The sequence below is a fragment of the Achromobacter sp. 2789STDY5608621 genome, from assembly GCF_001299375.1.
GTDB lineage: Bacteria > Pseudomonadota > Gammaproteobacteria > Burkholderiales > Burkholderiaceae_B > Achromobacter > Achromobacter insuavis.
The window spans coordinates 1-20,116 of the sequence record NZ_CYTU01000060.1; the positions used below are offsets into that span (position 1 = coordinate 1).

Below are 20,116 nucleotides of genomic sequence, written 5' to 3' on the forward strand. Positions count from 1 at the left end.
TGGCGGCGGGTTTGCGGGTGACGCAACCGGCCAGGATCAGAAGGGCGCAAGCCACGCCCGCCGAACGCAAATACACACTGCTCATGACTTCCTCAACACGTCTGTCGACGCGCCGCGCCGTTCAGATCGGCACGCCCCTCGCGCAGCAAACATCACGCACTCTAAAGACGCGCCACGGAAGAATCAACGACGATCCGCGCCGTGTGCAATTGCGCAACAGTCCCCGCCGCAAAGCCCGTGTTTTAAGGCCTCAACGCGCAAAAATGCGTTGGTTTCAAGCGACACTGCGACCGCCGCGGGCGGCCTTGGCGCGCAGCATTTCCTCCATCCGCGCGGCGGCCGGCGACAAGCTGCGGCCGGCCAGCCGCGTGATGCCGAGCTCGCGCTCGATGCGCGGCCGGGCCAGCGGCACGAACGCCAGGCCGGGAGAATCCGGCGGCACGCCCAGCCGCGCCAGCACCGTCACGCCCACGCCGCGCTCCAGCATCGCCAGCAGCGACATCATGTTGGACACGAACACCTGGCGCTCCATCATGAACGCGGCCTGCGGATAGTCCGCCAGTTGCCGGTGCGCCACCGTGCCCACCAGCGGCAGCCCGGCGATCTCGCGCCACGTCACGGACTTGCGGCCGGCCAGCGGATGCCCCCGGTGGCAGACCAGGCCGAAGGCATCGCGCAGCAGCGGCTCGAACGCCAGCCGCCGGTCGCGCAGCACCGGGCTGCACACGCCCAGCTCGACCTCGCCCGCCAGCACCATGCGCTCCACGCCCTCCGAGTTGTCGTCGAACAGGCGCAGCGCCACCGCCGGAAACCGCTCGCGGTAGGCCGCCACCAGCTCGGGCAGCCAATGCGTCGCGACCGTCGCCACCGAGGCCATCGTCAGGGTGCCGGCCTCGTTGCTAGCCAGCCCCGCCAGCGTGCCCGCCACGCGGTCATGGTGCTCGACCAGTTCGCGCGCCAGCGGCAGGCAGTCCTGGCCGAAGCGCGTCAGCGCGTTGCCGTTGCCGCGCTCGAACAGCGGCTGGCCCAGGCGCTGCTCCATTTCACGGATCGACAGCGACAGCGCCGGCTGCGAACGGAACGCGCGCGCGGCGGCGGCGCGGAAGCTGCGCAATTCGGCCACCAGCAGGAAGTGCCGGTAGTGCGCAATGGAGAGTTCGGGCAAGGCGGGCATCGTGGCACCTGATTTGAGGAACTTATCAAATCATAGGAAAAATAAAGTTTTCTCATCATAGGGCGGCACTTAACATGGCCGCAATGACTACCGCGACCCTTTCCCCCGCCGCCGCCCGCGCCGTCGATCCGCTCGACTTCAGCCTGACCGACCGGCTGCCCGTCCGCCCCGCCGGCCAGGGCCGGCTGCTGACCGCCGCCGCGCCCAACGGCAGGCCCGGCCTGCTGCTCGTGCCCGGGGCCTATCACGGCGCCTGGTGCTACGCCCATTACCTGGACCATTTCGCCCGCGCCGGCCTGGCCTGCGCCGCCATCGACGTGCGCGGCCACGGCCCCTTGCCGCAGGCGCCCGGCTTCGTCGACGCCGGCATCGCCGACCTGGCCGCCGACGTCGTCAGCGCGCTCGACCTGCTGGATGCGCCCACCGTCGTGGTGGGTCACAGCATGGGCGCCCTGCCCGCGCTGCTGGCCGCCAGCCAGCGCGCCGTCGCCGGCGTGGTGCTGATGGCGCCCTCGCCGCCCGCCAACCTGCCCGGCGCGCTGGGCCTGCCGCCCGTGCCGGCGGATACCGTGCGCGCCGTGCCCGCCGCCAGCGAGATCCGCGCCCGCTTCCTGGCCACCTCGCCGACGCGCGACGTCAGCGCCGTCATGCAACGCCTCAACCCCGAAAGCCCGCGCGTGCTCAACGACCGCTACCTGCTGCGCGTGCCCGTCGACCCCGCCGCCGTCACCGCCCCCGGCCTGTGCCTGGAGGCCGGCCTGGACACCCACGATCGCCACCCGCCCGGCCAGGACCGCGCCATCGCGCAGTTGTTCGGCTTTTCCCACGCCGTCCTCGCCGGACAGCCGCACTGCATGATGTACGGCGACGCATGGCAGGTCAGCGCGGACGCGATCCTCGACTGGTATCGCCAGCAGTTCGACTGAGCCGCGACGCCCGCCCACGCCAGACACACGCCCAGCCACCGACATCCGCCCACGAACCCCAGACCGATCCACCCGGCGCGCGTTCAGCGCGCCATGAAACACACCGTAAGCCATAGAACATGACGGCGCCACCGCCGCCCCAGGAGACAAGCATGACCCTCACCGCCCTCGCGCCCCGCGCATTCCTGCGCCACGCGCTCGCCGCCGCCAGCCTGCTTCTTGCCGGCGCATCCCACGCGGCCGGCTGGCCCGAAAAACCCATCACGCTGATCGTCCCGTCCGCCGCCGGCGGCGCCGCCGACCTCACCGCCCGCACCTTCGCCCAGTTCCTGGGCAAGCAGATCGGCCAGACCATCATCGTCGAAGACCGCCCCGGCGCCGGCGGCATCGTCGGCACCAATGCCGCCAAGAACGCCCCCGCCGACGGCTACACCTTCCTGCTGTCCACCAACTCCACCCACGCCGCCAACCAGTTCCTCTACAAGCGCCTGCCCTACGACGCGCAAAAGGACTTCGTGCAGATCGGCATGCTCGGCACCTTCGGCACCGTCGGCATCGTCGCCCCCGACAGCCCCTATCGCACCGTGCCCGAGCTGGTCGACTACGCCAAGAAGCATCCCGGCGAAGTCTTCTTCGGCTACTACAGCTCGTCCTCGCAAGTGCCGTCCGAACTCTTCAAGCAACGCGCCGGCATCAACATCGGCGCCGCCGGCTACAAGAACATCACCCAGATCATCACCGACCTGCGCGGCAAGCAGATCGGCTTCGCCTTCGTCGACTACCTGACCGCCATGGGCCAGATCGACGGCAAGGGCCTCGCCCCCCTCGCCGTCACCGCCGCCCAGCGCCACCCCGCCTGGCCCGACGTCCCCACCATGTCGACCTACTACCCCGACTTCATCGTCGCCGGCTGGCTCGGCATCTCCGCCCCCGCCGGCACCCCGCCCGACGTCGTCGCCAAGATGAACGCCGCCACCCAGGCCGCCGTCAACGACCCCGCCACCGCCGACAAACTCCGCGCCCTGGGCCTCACCCCCGAAGCCATGGACACCGCCCGCTTCGACACCTTCGTCAAGGAAGACACCGCCCGCTGGAAGGAATGGATAAAAATCTCCGGCATCCAGCCCCAGTAAGACACTCTATATATAGAGACAATCCCAAAAGCGCCCATTAAGTCTCATCGTGAGCGAGTGACGGGGCAGGCGGGGGGATGACGGGGCGTGTAGATGCGCCCGAGGGAAACCGTAGGGAAGGCCGTAGGCCTGGACGAGGTTGACGAAGGGGCAGTCCGGAGCGAACGCTCCGGACCGCAATCGTAGCCCCGCCATCCCCCCGCCTGCCCCGTCGCTCGCGGCTAAAGAACCCAATCCGCCGCAAGAACAGCTAAAGAAGCCGCCCTACAAAGGCAACTTCAACTCATGCTTGATCTCCCGCAACGCCACAATCGTCCGCGTCTGCCGAATCCCAGGCATATTGAACAAGAACCGATGCAGGAACCGGTCATAAGCCTCCGGACTCTCCACCAGGATCTTCAGCAGAAAATCCGAATCCCCGGTCACCGCATAGCATTCGAGAATCTCCGGCGCATCCCGCACCGACCGCTCGAAGTTCTCCACCGTATTCGCCGAATGCCGCTCCAGGCTGATCTGCGCGAACATACAGCCCAGCCCCACCTTGCTGCGATCCACCTGCGCGCTGTAGCCCTGGATCACGCCGCTGGCCTCCAGCGCCTTCACCCGCCGCCACACCGGCGCCGCCGATAACCCCACCTTGTCCGAAAGCTGCTGCGCCGAGGCCCGGCCATCCTCCTGCAGGGCCTTGAGGATGCCGATATCGGTCTTGTCCATCGTTTTGTCTCCTGTTTGGGTCGAAATTCCGCGAACACGAAATATTCATTGCGAATTATAGGGATAGCACGATCCGAAAACGCAATAAACCCGATGCCGCGCGAACCTATCATGGTGCCGACTACAGGAGCATTCATGATGGACGGCACTCCCGCCCCCGAGCCCACGCTGGACCTCGACTACCAGCTCGCCGACAACCTCACCCGCGAGACCGGCCGCATCTTCCTCACCGGCACGCAGGCGCTGGTCCGCATCATGCTGACCCAGCGCCGCGTCGACCGCGAGCGCGGCCTGAACACCGCCGGCTTCGTCTCCGGCTACCGCGGCTCGCCGCTGGGCGGCGTCGACATGGCGATGTGGAAGGCGCAGAAGGCGCTCGACGCCAACCAGATCTCGTTCCTGCCCAGCATCAACGAAGACATGGCCGCCACCGCCGTCATGGGCACCCAGCAGGCCGGCGTGCGCGCCGACCGCAACGTCGATGGCGTCTTCGCCATGTGGTACGGCAAGGGCCCCGGCGTGGACCGCGCCGGCGACGCCCTGCACCACGGCAACGCCGCCGGCGCCTCGCGCCACGGCGGCGTACTGGTGGTGGTGGGCGATGACCACACCGCCGTCTCCTCCTCGATCCCGCACGCCAGCGAGGCCTCGCTGATCGGCTGGCAGATGCCCATCGTGCACCCGGCCTCGATCGACGAATACGAAACCTTCGCCCTGTGGGGCTGGGCCCTGTCGCGCCATTCCGGCACCTGGGTCGCCTTCAAAGCCGTGTCCGAAACCATCGAAAGCGGCCACTCCTTCACCCCCGCGCCGGTGCGCAACTACGACATGCCGGCGGACCCGGACCTGCCGCCGGAAGCGCTGGAATACTCCGCCCGCGACTTCCTGTCGCTGGCCGTCGAAACCCGCATGAACCTGCGCATGAAGGCGGTCGCCGCCTTCGCCCGCCGCCACAGCATCGACCGCCTCACCTGTCCGGCGCCCAAGGCCACCGTCGGCATCGTCACCGTCGGCAAGGCCCACCTGGACGCCATGGAAGCGCTGTCGCGCCTGGGCGTGGACACCGTCACCGCCAACGCGCCGGTGCGCATCTACAAGCCCGGCCTGACCTGGCCGCTGGACGCCGAGCGCATGCTCGATTTCGCGCGCGGCCTCTCGCACATCCTCGTGATCGAGGAAAAAGGCGCCGTCGTCGAGACCCAGCTCAAGGACCTGCTGTTCAACCTGCCCGAGCGCGCCACCGTGGTCGGCAAGAAGGGCTTCGACGGCGAGGCGCTGGTGCCGTCCGCCGGCCAGCTGCGCCCGTCGCTGCTGGCGCGGCCGCTGGCCCAGTGGCTGTCGCGCGCCGCCGGCCTGCAGCCCGGCATCGACCTGGCCACCTTCGACTGCCAGGACATGCTGTCCAACGATGCCGACGGCATGCGCCGCCGCCCCTACTTCTGTTCCGGCTGTCCGCACAGCACCTCGACCAAGGTGCCGGAAGGCAGCCAGGCGCTGTCGGGCGTGGGCTGCCACTACATGGCCGCCTGGATGGACCGCGACACCGGCGGCCTGACCCAGATGGGCGGCGAAGGGGTCGACTGGATCGGCCTGTCGCGCTACACCAAGATGCCGCACATCTTCCAGAACATGGGGGAAGGCACCTACTACCACTCCGGCTACCTGGCGATCCGCCAGGCCGTGGCCGCCAAGGCCAACATCACCTACAAGATCCTGTTCAACGACGCCGTCGCCATGACCGGCGGCCAGCCGGTGGATGGTCCGATATCGGTGCCGCAGATCTGCCAGCAGCTGCGCGGCGAGAACGTTGCCCGCATCGTCGTCACCAGCGACGAGCCCGAGAAATACCAGGGCGTGGACCTGGGCGCCGGCATCAAGGTACACCACCGCCGCGAGCTCGACGCCCTGCAGCGCGAACTGCGCGAGATCCCCGGCGTCACCGTGCTGATCCACGACCAGACCTGCGCCGCCGAAAAGCGCCGCCGCCGCAAGAAGAACCAGTTCCCCGACCCGGCCCGCCGCATGCTGATCAACAGCGCCGTGTGCGAAGGCTGCGGCGACTGCGGCGTGAAATCGAACTGCCTGTCGGTGGTGCCGCTGGAAACGCCCTACGGCCGCAAGCGCGCCATCGACCAGTCCAGCTGCAACAAGGACTACTCCTGCGCCGAAGGCTTCTGCCCCAGCTTCGTCTCGGTCATGGGCGGCAAGCCCAGGAAGAGCGCCGCGCCCAAGGCCGACCAGGAACGCCTGCAGCGCCTGATCCAGCAACTGCCGCTGCCGCAGGCGCCGGCGCTGGATCGTCCCTACCGCCTGCTGGTGGCGGGCATGGGCGGCACCGGCGTCATCACCATCGGCGCCATCGTCTCGATGGCCGCGCACCTGGAAGGCCTGTCGGCCGCGGTGCTGGACCTGACCGGCCTGGCGCAGAAGGGCGGCACGGTGGTCAGCCACATCCGCCTGGCGCCCGCGGGCGCCGCCGCCGGCCCGGTGCGCCTGGACTGGCAGCAGGCCGACGCCGCCATCCTGTGCGACCCGGTCGCCGCCGTCGCGCCCGATTCGCTCGGCGCGCTGCGGCGCGGCCACACCCGGGTCACCGTCAACACCTACGTCGCGCCGGTGTCTGATTTCACCCGCAATCCGGACGCCGCCATGCGGCCGGAAGCGCTGCTGGCCAAGATCCGCCATGCCGCGGGCGACGATCACACCGCCGCCATCGACGCGCACGAAGCCGCGCTGGCCCTGTTCGGCGACAGCATCCTGTCGAACATGTTCATGCTGGGCTACGCATGGCAGCGCGGCGGCGTGCCGCTGTCGCAGGCCGCCATCAACCGCGCCATCGAACTGAACGGCGTCGCCGTGGCCGCCAACCGCGCCGCGTTCGACAGCGGCCGCCTGGCCGCGCACCAGCCCGACGCGCTGGACGGCGCGCTGCGCCCGCGCGCCCAGGTGGTGCAACTGCATGTGCCGGAGAGCTTCGAACGCGCCGTGGCGCGCCGCGTCGACGACCTGACCGCCTACCAGGACGCCGCCTACGCGCAGGCCTACCGCGACGTGGTCGAGCGCGTCGCCGCGCGCGAACGCGAGCTGGCGCCCGACGCCAAGACACCGCGCCTGGCCATGGCGGTGGCGCGCGGCCTGTTCAAGCTGATGGCCTACAAGGACGAATACGAAGTCGCCCGCCTCTACACCGGCGAAGCTTTCCAGGCCCAGCTCAAGGGCCAGTTCGAAGGCGACTACAGCCTGCGCTTCCACATGGCGCCGCCGATCTTCGCGCGCAAGGACCCGCGCACCGGCGTGCCGCGCAAGGTGACGCTGGGCCCGCGCACCATGACCGCGCTCAGGCTGTTGACCCGCTTCAAGCGCCTGCGCGGCACCTGGTTCGATCCGTTCGGCCACACCGCCGAGCGCAAGATGGAACGCGCGCTGGTGGGCGAGTACCGCCAGACCATAGACCAGTTGCTCGCAGGGTTGAATCGCGACAACCTGGCGCAAGCAGCTACAATCGCCGCCCTTGCAGAAACCATCCGCGGCTTCGGCCACGTGAAGGCCGCGAACGTCGAGAAGTACAGGACGGAGCTGGCCCGCTCGATGCAGAGCTATACGGCGCCTGCCCCGCGCGATGTACCCCTGCGGAAAACCGCATAAACACTCGCGCTGAGCGGCATTCTCCTGGGCGCGCCTTGCTAGGCGCGCCCAGTGCATTTAGTAACAATGTTTTGGGAACCTGATCCTATCTTCTTCTTGTAGCTGTCGTACTCGATCACTAGAATTAGTGTCCAACGAGGGGTGCTACACTACATGTTGTGGTCGCCTAACCGCTGATACTCGTCGGCCACGCCATACGGATTCGTCCGTCCAAGCGTTGCGACCCCCTCAATAAGATCCAATTTCGTACCTGACATGACGTCGTCATGTCGCTATCTACGCGCTTTTCGCACAGGAGCTTCCATGCAGACTACGATCGCCTCTGTGACCCGGCCCTCGGCCGTGCCGCCCTCTCAAACCGATTCCCCTGCCGACGCCAATGGCGGGCAATGGGCCAGCTACAACATCATTCGCCGCAATGGCTCGGTGGTCGGGTTCGAACCCGGCAAGATCGCCATCGCCATGACCAAGGCGTTCCTGGCCGTCAATGGCGGCCAGGGCGCGGCCTCGGCCCGCGTGCGCGAGCTGGTTGAACAGCTGACGACCCAGGCCGTCAACGCGCTGGTGCGCAACCGTCCGGGCGGCGGCACCTTCCACATCGAAGACATCCAGGACCAGGTCGAACTGGCCCTGATGCGCTCGGGCCAGCATGACGTCGCCCGCGCCTACGTGCTCTACCGCGAAAAGCGCACCCAGGAACGCGCCGCCGCCGCGGCCGCCGAAGGCCAGCAGAAGGCCGACACGACGCCGCAGGAAAACGTGCTGCACGTCACGGACGCGGGTGTCCGCCGTCCGCTGGACATCGCCGAACTGCGCGCCACCATCGTCGCCGCCGGTGAAGGCCTGGCCGAATTCATCGACTCCGAAACCATCCTGAAGGAAACGGTCAAGAACCTGTACGACGGCATCCCCGTCGACGAAGTGTTCAAGTCCGCCATTCTGTCGGCGCGCGCGCTGGTCGAGAAGGACCCGGCCTACAGCCAGGTCACCGCCCGCCTGCTGCTGCACACGATCCGCAAGGAAGTGCTGGGCGAAGAAGTCTCGCAGGACGGCATGGCCGCCCGCTACGCCGAGTACTTCCCCACCTTCATCGCCCGCGGCATCGAAGGCGGCCTGCTGTCGCCCGACCTGGCCGGCTATGACCTGACCAAGCTGGGCCTCGCCCTGAACGCCAAGCGCGACCTGCAGTTCGGCTACCTTGGCCTGCAGACCCTGTACGACCGCTACTTCCTGCACATCCGCGGCACCCGCATCGAACTGCCGCAGGTGTTCTTCATGCGCGTGGCCATGGGCCTGGCGCTGCGCGAGACCGACCGCGAAGCCCGCGCCATCGAGTTCTACGAGATCCTGTCGTCGTTCGACTTCATGAGCTCGACCCCGACGCTGTTCAACTCGGGCACCCTGCACTCGCAGCTGTCGTCGTGCTACCTGACCACCGTCTCCGACGACCTGGAAGGCATCTACGACGCCATCAAGGAAAACGCGCTGCTGGCCAAGTACGCCGGCGGCCTGGGCAACGACTGGACCCCGGTGCGCGCGCTGCGCAGCCACATCAAGGGCACCAACGGCGAAAGCCAGGGCGTGGTCCCGTTCCTGAAGGTCGTCAACGACACCGCCGTGGCGGTGAACCAGGGCGGCAAGCGCAAGGGCGCGGTCTGCACCTACCTGGAATCGTGGCACCTGGACATCGAGGAATTCCTCGAACTGCGCAAGAACACCGGCGACGAGCGTCGTCGCACCCACGACATGAACACGGCGAACTGGATTCCCGACCTGTTCATGAAGCGCGTCATGGAAGGCGGCGAATGGACCCTGTTCTCGCCGTCCGACTGCCCCGACCTGCACGACAAGTACGGCAAGGCTTTCGAAGAAGCCTACATCGGCTATGAAGCGCGCGTTGCCAGCGGCGACCTGAAGCTGTTCAAGAAGATGCCGGCGCTGAACCTGTGGCGCAAGATGCTGTCGATGCTGTTCGAAACCGGCCACCCGTGGATCACGTTCAAGGATCCGTGCAACATCCGTTCGCCGCAGCAGCACGTCGGTGTGGTCCACAGCTCGAACCTGTGCACCGAGATCACGCTGAACACCAACGAATCGGAAATCGCGGTTTGCAACCTGGGTTCGGTGAACCTGGTCGCGCACATGAAGCCCGCCGCCGGCGGCGGTTTCGAACTCGACCACGAGAAGATCAAGCGCACCGTCAGCATCGCCATGCGCATGCTCGACAACGTCATCGACATCAACTACTACGCCGTCGAGAAGGCCCGCAACTCCAACGCGCGCCATCGTCCGGTGGGCATGGGCATCATGGGTTTCCAGGACTGCCTGCAGATGATGCGCGTGCCGTACGCCTCGCACGCCGCCGTCGAATTCGCCGACACCTCGATGGAAGCCGTGTGCTATCACGCCTACTGGGCCTCGAGCCTGCTGGCTGAAGAACGTGGCCGCTATCAATCGTACGAAGGCTCGCTGTGGTCGCGTGGCATCCTGCCGCAAGACACGTTGAAGATGCTGCGTGACGAACGCGGTGGTCACGTCGAGGTCGATGAATCGAGCACGCTCGATTGGGATGCGTTGCGCGCGCGCATCAATCAACACGGCATGCGCAACTCCAATTGCATCGCAATCGCCCCAACCGCGACTATTTCCAATATCATTGGTGTATCTGCGTGCATCGAACCCACTTTCCAGAACTTGTACGTCAAATCGAATCTCTCCGGCGAGTTCACGGTCGTTAACGATTACCTCGTGCGTGACCTGAAGAAACTCGGTCTCTGGGACGAAGTCATGGTCGCCGACCTCAAGTACTTCGACGGCAGCCTGTCCCGCATCGATCGCGTACCTTCCGAACTCCGCGAACTCTACGCCACCGCGTTCGAAGTCGAACCGAGCTGGCTGGTGGAATGCGCCTCGCGTCGCCAGAAGTGGATCGATCAAGCCCAGTCGCTGAACATCTACATGGCCGGCGCCTCCGGCAAGAAGCTGGACGACACCTACAAGCTGGCTTGGAAGCGTGGCCTGAAGACGACCTATTACCTGCGTACCCTTGGCGCCACCAGCGCCGAGAAGTCGACGGGACGCGGCGGCGAACTGAACGCCGTCAGCGCCGGTGGCCAGTCCACCGCCGCCCCCGTGTCCGCTGCACCTGTTTTGCCGGAACCCGAAGTTCTCGGGGCGGTTTGCACCATGCGGCCGGGCGACCCCGGCTTCGAAGAGTGCGAAGCCTGCCAATAAACCGCCTCCGGAGAATGAATCATGATTAATTGGGAAGACGACACCCTCGCCACGCAACCTGCACAAGCCCCCGCGCCCGCGGCGGGCGGGCAGGCTGCGCCCGAAGTCCGGGCGGCGACCGGCGTGTTCGGCGACACCGCCATGCCGACCCCGGCCGCGCCGCAGCATGCGGCCGGCCTGACGGCCAGCGGCAGCGCCACCTCGCAACGCGTGAAGGTTGCCGACAAGCGCATCATCAATGGCGAGACCGACGTCAACCAGCTGGTGCCGTTCAAGTACAAGTGGGCATGGGAGAAATACCTGGCCACGTGCGCGAACCACTGGATGCCGCAGGAAATCAACATGTCGCGCGACATCGCCCTCTGGAAGAACCCGAACGGGCTCACCGAGGACGAGCGCCGCATCGTCAAGCGCAACCTGGGTTTCTTCGTCACGGCCGACTCGCTGGCCGCGAACAACATCGTGCTGGGCACCTACCGCCACATCACGGCGCCCGAATGCCGCCAGTTCCTGCTGCGCCAGGCCTTCGAAGAAGCGATCCACACGCACGCCTATCAATACATCGTCGAAAGCCTGGACCTGGACGAAGCGGAGATCTTCAACGCTTACAACGAAGTGCCGTCCATCCGCGCCAAGGACGAGTTCCTGATCCCGTTCATCGACGCGATCGCGGACCCCAACTTCAAGACGGGCACGCCCGAGGCCGACCAGACGCTGCTGAAGTCGCTGATCGTCTTCGCTTGCCTGATGGAAGGCCTGTTCTTCTACGTTGGCTTCACGCAGATCCTGGCGCTCGGTCGCCAGAACAAGATGACCGGCGCCGCCGAGCAGTACATGTACATCCTGCGCGATGAATCCATGCACTGCAATTTCGGCATCGACCTGATCAACACCGTCAAACTGGAAAATCCGCATCTGTGGACGCCGGAATTCCGCGAAGAAATTCGAGAACTCTTCCGCAAAGCGGTCGAACTCGAATACGCTTACGCCGAAGACACGATGCCGCGCGGCGTGTTGGGCTTGAACGCTCCCATGTTCAAATCCTACCTGCGCTTCATCGCCAACCGTCGTTGCCAGCAAATCGGTATCGAACCGCTGTACCCGCAGGAAGAGAATCCCTTCCCGTGGATGGCGGAGATGATCGATCTTAAGAAGGAACGCAACTTTTTTGAAACTCGCGTGATCGAATACCAAACCGGTGGCACGCTGAGCTGGGAGTAACGTAGTTCGCCTTCGGGCCCGGCGCGGGCACGCTCTGCCAAAGAGCGTCGCGTTCGCGCCAGGCTCGAGGACGATCTCCCAGGTCAGGGTGTTTTCGAACACGTAGAACAAGCGGTAGGCGGTCTGTGATCAGACTGCCCACCGGCGCCATTTGAAATGGCTCGCGCCAAAGGAGCGGGGGCCATATCAAATGGCTGTGCCGAATTCATTAGCGCAAACCGTAGTAGCTGTTGCTCGCACAGAACAGCGGCATGCGCCGATGAATAGCCCGGGCACGGTTCGCCTTGTTGGCGGATCGGGGCACGGGTTTAAGTTCTGGGACCCCTGAACCTAAGGAGCATGACCATGGCAACAGCCAAGAAAGCCGTAAAGAAAGCGGTGAAGAAGCCCGCCGCCAAGAAGGCAGTAGCGAAGAAGGCCGCTCCGGCCAAGAAAGCTGCCGTCAAGAAGGTAGCCGTCAAGAAGGTCGCCGCCAAGAAGCCGGCGGTGAAGAAGGTTGCCGCCAAGAAGCCGGCCGCCAAGAAGGTCGCGAAGAAAGCGGTAGCCAAGAAGGCCGTCGCCAAGAAAGTCGCGGCCAAGAAGCCGGTAGCCAAGAAGGCAGCGGCCAAGAAGGTCGTCGCCAAGAAAGCGGTTGCCAAGAAGGCCGTCGCCAAGAAAGCGGTAGCCAAGAAGGTCGTCGCCAAGAAAGCGGTAGCCAAGAAGGCCGTCGCCAAGAAGGCGGTTGCCAAGAAGGCTCCCGCCAAGAAGGCGGTTGCCAAGAAAGTCGTAGCCAAGAAGGCCCCGGCTGCCAAGAAGCCCGCTGCCAAGCCTGCCGCGAAGCCCGCTGCCAAGCCGGCCGCCAAGCCTGCTGCGAAGCCCGCCGCTGCCAAGAAGCCCGCTGCGAAGAAAGCCGCTCCGAAGAAGCCCGCCACGCCGCCGTCCACGGCTGCTGCCCCGGGCGCGAAGACCGCGCTGAACCCCGCCGCGTCGTGGCCGTTCCCGACGGGTGGCCGTCCGTAATCGGACCGGTCACAACGGTAGCAGTACCTCAAACCGCCTGGCCCCGGCCAGGCGGTTTTTATTTGTCCCCAGCCCGAAGAAAGAAGCGTGTCCCCGCGCCCTGGGCGCTACCGTTGCCGCAATGCCGTGAGACAATAAAAGCCGTCATCATTAGGTAGATAGCGTCCATGCTCGGTGAAATCCTTCGCTTCCTGCTCGAAATCGCGTTCACGCTGTTCGGCGCCGCACTCATCGCCCGCGCCTGGATGCATGCGCTACGGCTGCATCCCTTCAATCCGCTGGCGCGCGTCATCTACCAGGCCACCAACTGGCTGGTGCTGCCCCTGCGCAAGATCATTCCCGCCGGCAACAAGATCGACTGGACCAGCCTGGTCGCCACCTGGCTGGCCGCGCTGGTCTATCTGCTGCTGATCTGGCTGATCGCCATCGGCGCGCTGATCCCGGCCGCGCTGCTGCCCTCGGCCATGCTGTCGGCGCTGCTGATGGCGCTCAAATGGGCGTTGAACCTGGTGGTGTGGCTGACGCTGATCCAGGCGGTGCTGTCGTGGGTCAACCCGATGGCGCCCATGATGCCGATGCTGCAGGCGCTGACCGCGCCGATGCTCGATCCCATCCGCCGGCTGCTGCCGCGCACCTCGATCGACTTTTCGCCGCTGGTGCTGCTGATCGTGGCCCAGGTCCTGCTGATGGTGCTGGCGCGCCTGAGCTACAGCATGATGGGCGTCTGAAACGGCAACGGCCCGGCGAACTGCCCGGGCCGTCTCTGGCGCACGCCGCGGGCGGCGCGTTACGCCGGAATCGCGGCGTAGATATCGATCAGCTTCTTGCGATCGATCTTGTGGTTGTTCGACATCGGCAGCGCGGCGCAGGCCACCAGCTCGGACGGCACCATATAGGGCGGCAGGCGCTGCCCCAGCTTATCCTTCCACCCCGTCAACGCATCCTGCGCCAGCAGGCTGGCTTCGGCCTGCTCGGCCGCCACGCCGGCGACAAAGCCGATCAGGCGCACCGCGGTGCCGTCCGGCCGCCGCAGCACCGCGCAGGCGCCGCCCTCGACGCCCGGCAGGCCATGCAGAGCCTCGTCGATCTCGGCCAGCTCGATGCGATAGCCGTTCAGCTTGATCTGGTCGTCCATGCGGCCGCGGCAGAACAGCAGGCCGTCCGCGTCCAGCTGCCCCAGGTCGCCGGTGCGAAAGCCGCGGCGGCCGTCCTCGGCCACGAACAGCTTGACCTCGTTCAGGTCCTGGCGGTTCAGGTAACCGCGCATGACGTGGTCGCCGATGATGCAGATCTCGCCGTCCTCGATGCGCAGTTCGCAATCGGGCTTGGCGTGGCCGACGGGCAGCGGATCGTGCGCCGCCAGCACCGCGTCGGTGATAGCGATCCAGGTCGTGGCCACGGTGGCCTCGGTCGGACCGTAGGTATTCAGGATCACCGCGTCCGGAAAACGCTGGCGCAGCTTCTTGGCCAGCGCCGCCGGCAGGGGCTCGCCGCAGAACAGGAAGGTGCGCAGCGTCGGCAGCGTGGCCGGCGAGAAGTCGCGGTTGGCCAGTTGCTGGTGGGCGAACGACGGCGTCGAGACCCAGGCCGTCACGCCGTTCTGCGCCAGCCGGCTCATCCAGGTCGCGGCCGCGCCGATCTGCTCGCGCGAGTTCAGCACGCAGGTGCCGCCGGCGGCCAGCGTGGCGAACACCTCGTACATCGACAGGTCGAAGCTGAACGGCGCCTGGTTCATGAACACCGGCGCCTCGCCCAGACCGAAGCTGCCGAGCATCCAGTCGCCCAGCAGGCCGACGCTTTCGCGGCCGATCTGCACGCCCTTGGGGTCGCCGGTGCTGCCGGACGTGAACATGACGTAGGCCAGGCCGCGCTCGGCCAGCTCGGCGCCCTCGCCCGGCTCGAAGCCACGCGCCGCGGCGTCATAGACGGCGGCGGCGCGCACGATCTCGACGATGCGGCGCAGGCGCTCGGGCGGATAGATGGTGTCGACCGGCACGAACGGCGCGCCGATCAGCAGCGCCCCCACCATGGCGACGAAGAACGAGGCTTCCTTGTGGCCATAGATGGCGACCGGCACATCCGGCGCCGCGCCATGCGCGCGCGCCTCGTCGGCCCAGGCCGTGGCTTCGTCGCGCAGTTGCGCCCAGGTCAGGCTGCGGTCGGCGCCGACCACCGCGAGCGCGTCGGGCGCGCGCGCGGAGTCAACGAACTGGAAAGTCTTCAGGTCGAAACGCATGCCGAAACTCCGGGCGTCAGATGGGGCTGCGACCGCTGAACACGTAGAGCGCCAGGGCAGCCAGAATCAGGGTGAGGACGCGCCCGAGAAAGCGCATGACGGGCCGCGCCAGCGTGGCCTGCAGGGCCGGCCGGGTGCGCGCGGCGTTGATCAGCAGGTTGTGGCCCACCGAGTACGCGCCGAACATCAGGCCGCTGACGATGTAGTGCACCGACAGGCCGTTCCACACGCCCATCGCCAGCAGCGTGGCGAAGATGCCGATGTTCTGCGCCGCCATCCGGTGGCGCGAGAAGAACGCGGTCTTGCTCAGCGCCTTGTAGATCGGCATGAACACCACGTCGCGCAGCCATTCGGACAGGCTGATGTGCCAACGGCGCCAGAAGTCCTGCGGATTGAGCGTCGCCAGCGGGTTGCGGAAGTTGATCGGCAGGGTGAATCCGAACAGCATGCCGATGCCGATGGCCATGGTGGAATAGCCGGCGAAATCGAAGAATAGGTAGGCGCTGTAGAGCGAGGCGTTCAGCGCCACGCCGGTGAACGAGTAGTCGTGCGCGTCCAGCGTCGACAGGCCGTAGCGCCAGATCAGTTCGGCCAGGCCGAACTTCTGGATCACGCCCAGCATGATCAGTTCCAGGCCCGCCAGCCAGGTGTTCAGGTTCACGCCTTCGTAGCCGCGCTTGAGGTCGGCCTGGAAGCTGCGCCAGCGGTACATCGGACCGGCCAGCAGCGTCAGCGGGAAGAACAGGTAGATGAAGTAGTCCAGCGGCGACACGCGCTCGTTGCGCGGCGCGAACAGCAGCACGTCGATGGCGCGGAAGGTGGCGAACGACAGGCCCAGCATCGCGCCCAGGTGCGACACGCCGGTCTTCACCAGCAGCAGCGGCGTCATGGTGATGATGACGGCCAGCCAGGTCGGGATGTAGTTGCGGCGCATGGCCCACAGCGCGCTGCCCGAAATGGCCAGCAGCGCAATTGGCTGGTAGGGACGCGCCCAGAATACCGCCATCCACACGCCCAGGCAGATCACGCCGATGATGTGGCGATAGCCGATGCGCAGGGGCATGCCGAACGAACGGTACGCCAACAGACCCAGCCCGCCGAACAGGGCGCCGCCGAAGAAGCTCAAGCTTGCGAACAATTCCATGCTGCGGTCAGAACTGTTGATATTGGAATTCGACCTTGATAGGTCCGCCGCTACCCGTGGTGGGCTGCGCCTGCAGCACGAACACCAGGATCACCCCGATATACAGGCAGAGATGCCAGAAGAAGCGGCGCCCCCAGGCCTTGGCCGCCTTGCGGGCGTCCGGCCCCTGGGCGGCGCCGTCCGGCGTCGCATCGGTTTTCTGTGAGGGGTTCATCGGGAAAAGTACTCCGCAATGCCTTGGTCCGCCATCGCCCAACCGAGCTCGGCCAGATGCATGTCATCACGCACCATGCCCGGTTCGAAGGGAATGCTGTACATATCGAGGCAACCCATCTGGTAGCGCTGGCACATGCCGGTGATGGCGGCCACCACCGGGTCGAAACGCTCGACGTCCAGGATGAGCTTGGGATTGAACGGCTGGATCACGAAGTAGGCCTTGACCTTGCGCCGTTGCAGCAAGGCCATGACACGCGACAGGTCGCCCAGCTCGGTGCGGGTGAGCGGATCGACGTTGGCGAATTCATTGCGCGCCGGCGAATACAGCGGCGCCAGGTACTGCTTGTAGTAGTCGTCGCGCACGTCGTAGGGGTTGTTGCTGCCCAGCTGGTGCTCGACTTCGCGCGCCTCGTGCGTCAGGCGCGACCATTGGCCGGCATTGAGCTTGGCCGACGAGGGCCACGAGACGAAACGGTGCGCGGGCACCGACAGCTTGCTGCGCGGACGGTCGGGCGCGGGTTCCTTGCGCGCGTTCCACCACAGCGACAGCTTGTCCTTGAGCTCGGCGACCTGGCCATTGGCGATCAGCCACAGAAGGCCCCAGTTGGCGTTGTCGCTGATCCAGGTCTGCATCTGTTCGCGCGTGCTGGGCTTGTCCCAGAGGCGTTCCCAGACCGGGCCGGTCACGTGCTCGGCGAACGCGCTGCGCGGCAGCTGGCCGCCCGAGGCGAACCAGGCCGGCGACACCATGATCACCAACCGCGTATTCGGCGTCAGCGAATCCGCCACCGACTCGAGCACGCTGACGATGCCGTACGACTGGAACATGGCGTGGCCGTAGGCCAGCGTCGGCACCTTCAGTTCTTCGGGGAAGAAGCGGTAAGGCACGAAACGCAGGTCATGGCTGGACAACTCGGACGAACCGAGCACCACCAGCGTGCCGTCGCTGAGCGCATTGCCCAGCCGGTTCAGGTTGACGTGCTGCGTGCCCCAATCCGGCCCCAGATTGGGCAGGTAGTTGCTCTTGGACGCCGCCACCGTGGAAACCGGATGGACGATGTTGGACAACACGTCGTCCGCGCCACAAAAGGCCCCATACGCCAGCGCCACCGCGGTGGCGGCTGCTGCAACATGGGACAACAGGCGGGTATTGCTAAATATTGGCAGCGACATAGCCGGCGAGCGTGCGGACCGACTGCAGGTGCTCCGCGATCTCGGGAGCCGGAATGCTGCAGCCGTACTCCGCCTCGACCGCCAGCGTGATATCCACGGCGGCGAGCGAGTCGACCAGGCCAGTGGCAATCAGTTGCGTATCGGGAGTGACTTTCTTCATGACGATCGACTCGACGATAGAGCCGATCTTGGTGTGGAGTTCTTGCTCGGTATGCATAGAGAGTGCGGCGTTACATTGCCTCGTCGGCAAAATATTCCCCGCCCCGAGATACAGGACGGCGAGTATACAAAAAATCGCTGAAAATCGACTGACATTTACAGCATCCTGGAGCGGCCCGTCGATGCACTTGGTTACATCAAAGTCAGGCGGCGAGATCGCTCACGGATGCAATCATGGCACTACAACCGTCGAATCGCCATGAAACTTACAGACCAAATCGCTATAAAAAGCGCGTAAACGTAACGCCTGCGGGTAAATACCGGGTGCTGCGTTGCAGCGGAGCGACAGATTTTCCGGCGGCATCCGTCCCCTGCCTCCCTTGAGCGCCCCAAAGCGGTCCGTCATCGCGGCCTCCCAAAACAGAAAAGCCCGCTTTCGCGGGCTTTTCTGTTGGCTGGCGCCGACCGTTTACATCGGCGTGACGCGCGTGGGACCGGCGCCGCTGATGACCTGCACGCGCTGGCCGACGCTGATCGGCACGTCGGCTTCCTGGGCCACGACGCGGGTTTCGCCGTTATCCAGGCGAACCGTGATTTCGTAGCCGGAATTCTTGCCGACCTGGTTTTCCACCGCGTTGCCCGCCAGGGCGCCGAGGATGGCGCCGCCGACAGTGGCAATGGTGCGACCCGTGCCGCCGCCGATGGCGTTGCCCGCCACGCCGCCCAGCGCGCCGCCGGCCAGCATGCCGACGCCGCTGGACTTGTCGTTCTGGATGACGATGGGGCGCACGCCCGTTACCGTGCCCGTGCGGACGATCTGCTCGCGCTGGGCCTGATCATAGCTATACACACCGCTGGATGCGCTGCGATTGGCACAACCGCCCAGGACCGCCATCGAAGTCACGACGGCAGCCACAGCCAACCACCGGCCAGTACGCGGCGTCAACAGGGAAAAGGTTTTGCTTTGGTTCATTTGGACTCCTCAATCGGGCACTGCCGACGATCTGATCATACCCTGCCCAGCCACGGCGGCAGTCTAACGTGCAACACACTGAAACTCACCGCCATGGGCGGAAAATCGATTTGCAAACCGGCCGCGGCGTTCCCACGCCGCGGCCGGTTTTCTTGACCGTGGTTGGACCATCTGCGCGGTTTCAGGTTCCCGCAACGATCCGAACCCGCCAGGAACGCGTTCAGACCGGCAGATGGATGCCGTAGGTGGCGTGCAGCACGGCGTCGATCTCGGCGCGTGAAGGCGCGTGGTTCTGCGGACCGCGCGACGCGATCTTGATGGCGCCCATGACGTTGCCCAGGCGGCAGCTGTCTTCCCAGCTCCAGCCGCTGGTCAGGCCGTAGAGCAGGCCGCCGCGCTGCGCGTCGCCGCAACCGGTGGGATCGACCACCTGGGTGGCGCGCACCGGCGCGATCTGGATCGTCTTGCCTTCGGTCAGCAGCGTGGCGCCTTCGGCGCCGCGCGTGACGACCACGGCCTGCAGCTTGGTGGCGATGTCGGCCATGCTACGGCCGGTGCGTTGTTCCACCACGCCGGCTTCATAGTCATTCACCGTCAGGGCCTGCGCCAGGCCGAGCATGCGTTCCAGGTCGGCGCCGTCGAACAGCGGCATGGCCTGGCCCAGATCGAAGATGAAGGGGATGCCCTGCTTATGCAGGCGCTCGGCGTGGGCGAACATGCCTTCCTTGGCATCCGGGGCGACGATGCCCCAGGTGGCCTTGGCGTCGCTCAGGTCGTTGCTGGCGGAGAAGGACATGGCGCCCGGGTGGAACGCGGTGATCTGGTTGTCGTCCAGGTCGGTGGTGATGAAGCACTGCGCGGTGAAGGTGCCGGGCACGACCTTGACGCGGCTCGTGTCGATGCCGAGGCCGTCCAGGCGTTCGAGGTATTCACCGGCGTCTTCGCCCACCGTGGCCACCGGCACGGGTTTGCCGCCCAGCAGATTCATGTTGTAGGCGATGTTGCCGGAGCAGCCGCCGTATTCCTTGCGCATGCTGGGCACCAGGAACGACACGCTCAGGGATTGGATGCGGTCGGCCAGGATGTGCTCCTTGAAGCGACCTTCGAACACCGCGATGGTGTCGAACGCCATCGAACCGCAGACTAGAACAGGGGTTGCCATGAATGTC

At 66.0% G+C, this 20,116-nt stretch carries 16 protein-coding genes; 7 read left to right on the forward strand and 9 right to left on the reverse strand.

Going from position 1 to position 20,116, the window contains the following annotated elements; genetic code table 11:
- Positions 1 to 274: 274 nt before the first annotated feature.
- Positions 275 to 1,174: a LysR family transcriptional regulator gene (locus tag AOZ53_RS29835; RefSeq protein WP_054478338.1), complete on the reverse strand. Its 900-nt coding sequence runs from the start codon at positions 1,172 to 1,174 to the stop codon at positions 275 to 277.
- A gap of 83 nt (positions 1,175 to 1,257) precedes the next feature.
- Here AOZ53_RS29835 and AOZ53_RS29840 point away from each other — a divergent pair, with 83 nt between their 5' ends.
- Both AOZ53_RS29840 and AOZ53_RS29845 read left to right on the forward strand, forming a co-directional pair.
- Positions 1,258 to 2,100 (forward strand): alpha/beta hydrolase, encoded by an 843-nt coding sequence (locus AOZ53_RS29840; protein ID WP_231690707.1) that lies wholly within the window; start codon positions 1,258 to 1,260, stop codon positions 2,098 to 2,100.
- Positions 2,101 to 2,252: 152 nt separating this feature from the next.
- Positions 2,253 to 3,233, forward strand: coding sequence for a Bug family tripartite tricarboxylate transporter substrate binding protein (locus AOZ53_RS29845; RefSeq protein WP_054432832.1), 981 nt, complete (start codon positions 2,253 to 2,255; stop codon positions 3,231 to 3,233).
- Between the two features lie 264 nt (positions 3,234 to 3,497).
- On the opposite strand, the gene AOZ53_RS29850 is transcribed toward AOZ53_RS29845, so the two are convergent.
- Positions 3,498 to 3,947, reverse strand: coding sequence for an Lrp/AsnC family transcriptional regulator (locus AOZ53_RS29850; protein WP_006388620.1), 450 nt, complete (start codon positions 3,945 to 3,947; stop codon positions 3,498 to 3,500).
- A 138-nt stretch (positions 3,948 to 4,085) separates the two neighbouring features.
- On the opposite strand from AOZ53_RS29850, the gene AOZ53_RS29855 reads away from it, so the two are divergent.
- The 5 genes from AOZ53_RS29855 to AOZ53_RS29875 all read left to right on the forward strand — a co-directional run bounded on the left by AOZ53_RS29855 (position 4,086) and on the right by AOZ53_RS29875 (position 13,774).
- A complete protein-coding gene (locus AOZ53_RS29855; protein ID WP_054490614.1) occupies positions 4,086 to 7,592 on the forward strand; it encodes an indolepyruvate ferredoxin oxidoreductase family protein in 3,507 nt (1,168 codons plus the stop codon).
- A gap of 303 nt (positions 7,593 to 7,895) precedes the next feature.
- On the forward strand, positions 7,896 to 10,826 hold the full coding sequence (locus AOZ53_RS29860) for a ribonucleoside-diphosphate reductase subunit alpha (RefSeq protein ID WP_054490604.1): 2,931 nt from the start codon (positions 7,896 to 7,898) through the stop codon (positions 10,824 to 10,826).
- Between the two features lie 21 nt (positions 10,827 to 10,847).
- Positions 10,848 to 12,047 (forward strand): ribonucleotide-diphosphate reductase subunit beta, encoded by a 1,200-nt coding sequence (locus tag AOZ53_RS29865; RefSeq protein ID WP_054432834.1) that lies wholly within the window; start codon positions 10,848 to 10,850, stop codon positions 12,045 to 12,047.
- A gap of 345 nt (positions 12,048 to 12,392) precedes the next feature.
- On the forward strand, positions 12,393 to 13,046 hold the full coding sequence (locus AOZ53_RS33970) for a histone H1-like DNA-binding protein (RefSeq protein WP_082380580.1): 654 nt from the start codon (positions 12,393 to 12,395) through the stop codon (positions 13,044 to 13,046).
- Positions 13,047 to 13,213: 167 nt separating this feature from the next.
- Entirely contained in the window at positions 13,214 to 13,774 is a 561-nt protein-coding gene (locus tag AOZ53_RS29875) for a YggT family protein (RefSeq protein ID WP_054490606.1), read from the forward strand.
- A 59-nt stretch (positions 13,775 to 13,833) separates the two neighbouring features.
- Here AOZ53_RS29875 and AOZ53_RS29880 read toward each other — a convergent pair whose 3' ends face one another.
- The 7 genes from AOZ53_RS29880 to AOZ53_RS29910 form a co-directional block, all read right to left on the reverse strand.
- Entirely contained in the window at positions 13,834 to 15,282 is a 1,449-nt protein-coding gene (locus AOZ53_RS29880) for a D-alanine--poly(phosphoribitol) ligase (RefSeq protein ID WP_054478345.1), read from the reverse strand.
- 16 nt (positions 15,283 to 15,298) lie between these two features.
- The gene (locus AOZ53_RS29885; protein WP_054432836.1) at positions 15,299 to 16,426 is read right to left on the reverse strand and encodes an MBOAT family O-acyltransferase; all 1,128 of its coding nucleotides are present in this window, start codon (positions 16,424 to 16,426) and stop codon (positions 15,299 to 15,301) included.
- Between the two features lie 7 nt (positions 16,427 to 16,433).
- Positions 16,434 to 16,640, reverse strand: coding sequence for a hypothetical protein (locus tag AOZ53_RS34890; RefSeq protein ID WP_006392763.1), 207 nt, complete (start codon positions 16,638 to 16,640; stop codon positions 16,434 to 16,436).
- Positions 16,637 to 17,815 carry a D-alanyl-lipoteichoic acid biosynthesis protein DltD gene (locus AOZ53_RS29895; RefSeq protein ID WP_054478349.1) on the reverse strand — a complete coding sequence of 393 codons (1,179 nt, stop codon included), beginning with the start codon at positions 17,813 to 17,815 and terminating at the stop codon, positions 16,637 to 16,639. Before AOZ53_RS29895 ends, AOZ53_RS34890 begins: the two co-directional genes overlap by 4 nt.
- Positions 17,796 to 18,032 (reverse strand): acyl carrier protein, encoded by a 237-nt coding sequence (locus AOZ53_RS29900; RefSeq protein WP_006392761.1) that lies wholly within the window; start codon positions 18,030 to 18,032, stop codon positions 17,796 to 17,798. The genes AOZ53_RS29895 and AOZ53_RS29900 overlap by 20 nt, the downstream gene beginning before the upstream one ends.
- 411 nt (positions 18,033 to 18,443) lie before the next feature.
- A complete protein-coding gene (locus AOZ53_RS29905) occupies positions 18,444 to 18,947 on the reverse strand; it encodes an outer membrane lipoprotein (RefSeq protein ID WP_006388608.1) in 504 nt (167 codons plus the stop codon).
- 220 nt (positions 18,948 to 19,167) lie between these two features.
- On the reverse strand, positions 19,168 to 20,109 hold the full coding sequence (locus tag AOZ53_RS29910) for a carbohydrate kinase family protein (RefSeq protein WP_054432839.1): 942 nt from the start codon (positions 20,107 to 20,109) through the stop codon (positions 19,168 to 19,170).
- Positions 20,110 to 20,116 lie beyond the last annotated feature (7 nt).

Excerpts from the sequence above, each read along its gene's own strand:
- AOZ53_RS29835 (WP_054478338.1), bottom strand. The coding sequence starts at position 1,174 with ATGCCCGCCTTGCCCGAACTCTCCATTGCGCACTACCGGCACTTCCTG.
- AOZ53_RS29840 (WP_231690707.1), top strand. The coding sequence starts at position 1,258 with ATGACTACCGCGACCCTTTCCCCCGCCGCCGCCCGCGCCGTCGATCCG.
- AOZ53_RS29845 (WP_054432832.1), top strand. The coding sequence starts at position 2,253 with ATGACCCTCACCGCCCTCGCGCCCCGCGCATTCCTGCGCCACGCGCTC.
- AOZ53_RS29850 (WP_006388620.1), bottom strand. The coding sequence starts at position 3,947 with ATGGACAAGACCGATATCGGCATCCTCAAGGCCCTGCAGGAGGATGGC.
- AOZ53_RS29855 (WP_054490614.1), top strand. The coding sequence starts at position 4,086 with ATGGACGGCACTCCCGCCCCCGAGCCCACGCTGGACCTCGACTACCAG.
- AOZ53_RS29860 (WP_054490604.1), top strand. The coding sequence starts at position 7,896 with ATGCAGACTACGATCGCCTCTGTGACCCGGCCCTCGGCCGTGCCGCCC.
- AOZ53_RS29865 (WP_054432834.1), top strand. The coding sequence starts at position 10,848 with ATGATTAATTGGGAAGACGACACCCTCGCCACGCAACCTGCACAAGCC.
- AOZ53_RS33970 (WP_082380580.1), top strand. The coding sequence starts at position 12,393 with ATGGCAACAGCCAAGAAAGCCGTAAAGAAAGCGGTGAAGAAGCCCGCC.
- AOZ53_RS29875 (WP_054490606.1), top strand. The coding sequence starts at position 13,214 with ATGCTCGGTGAAATCCTTCGCTTCCTGCTCGAAATCGCGTTCACGCTG.
- AOZ53_RS29880 (WP_054478345.1), bottom strand. The coding sequence starts at position 15,282 with ATGCGTTTCGACCTGAAGACTTTCCAGTTCGTTGACTCCGCGCGCGCG.
- AOZ53_RS29885 (WP_054432836.1), bottom strand. The coding sequence starts at position 16,426 with ATGGAATTGTTCGCAAGCTTGAGCTTCTTCGGCGGCGCCCTGTTCGGC.
- AOZ53_RS34890 (WP_006392763.1), bottom strand. The coding sequence starts at position 16,640 with ATGAACCCCTCACAGAAAACCGATGCGACGCCGGACGGCGCCGCCCAG.
- AOZ53_RS29895 (WP_054478349.1), bottom strand. The coding sequence starts at position 17,815 with ATGTCGCTGCCAATATTTAGCAATACCCGCCTGTTGTCCCATGTTGCA.
- AOZ53_RS29900 (WP_006392761.1), bottom strand. The coding sequence starts at position 18,032 with ATGCATACCGAGCAAGAACTCCACACCAAGATCGGCTCTATCGTCGAG.
- AOZ53_RS29905 (WP_006388608.1), bottom strand. The coding sequence starts at position 18,947 with ATGAACCAAAGCAAAACCTTTTCCCTGTTGACGCCGCGTACTGGCCGG.
- AOZ53_RS29910 (WP_054432839.1), bottom strand. The coding sequence starts at position 20,109 with ATGGCAACCCCTGTTCTAGTCTGCGGTTCGATGGCGTTCGACACCATC.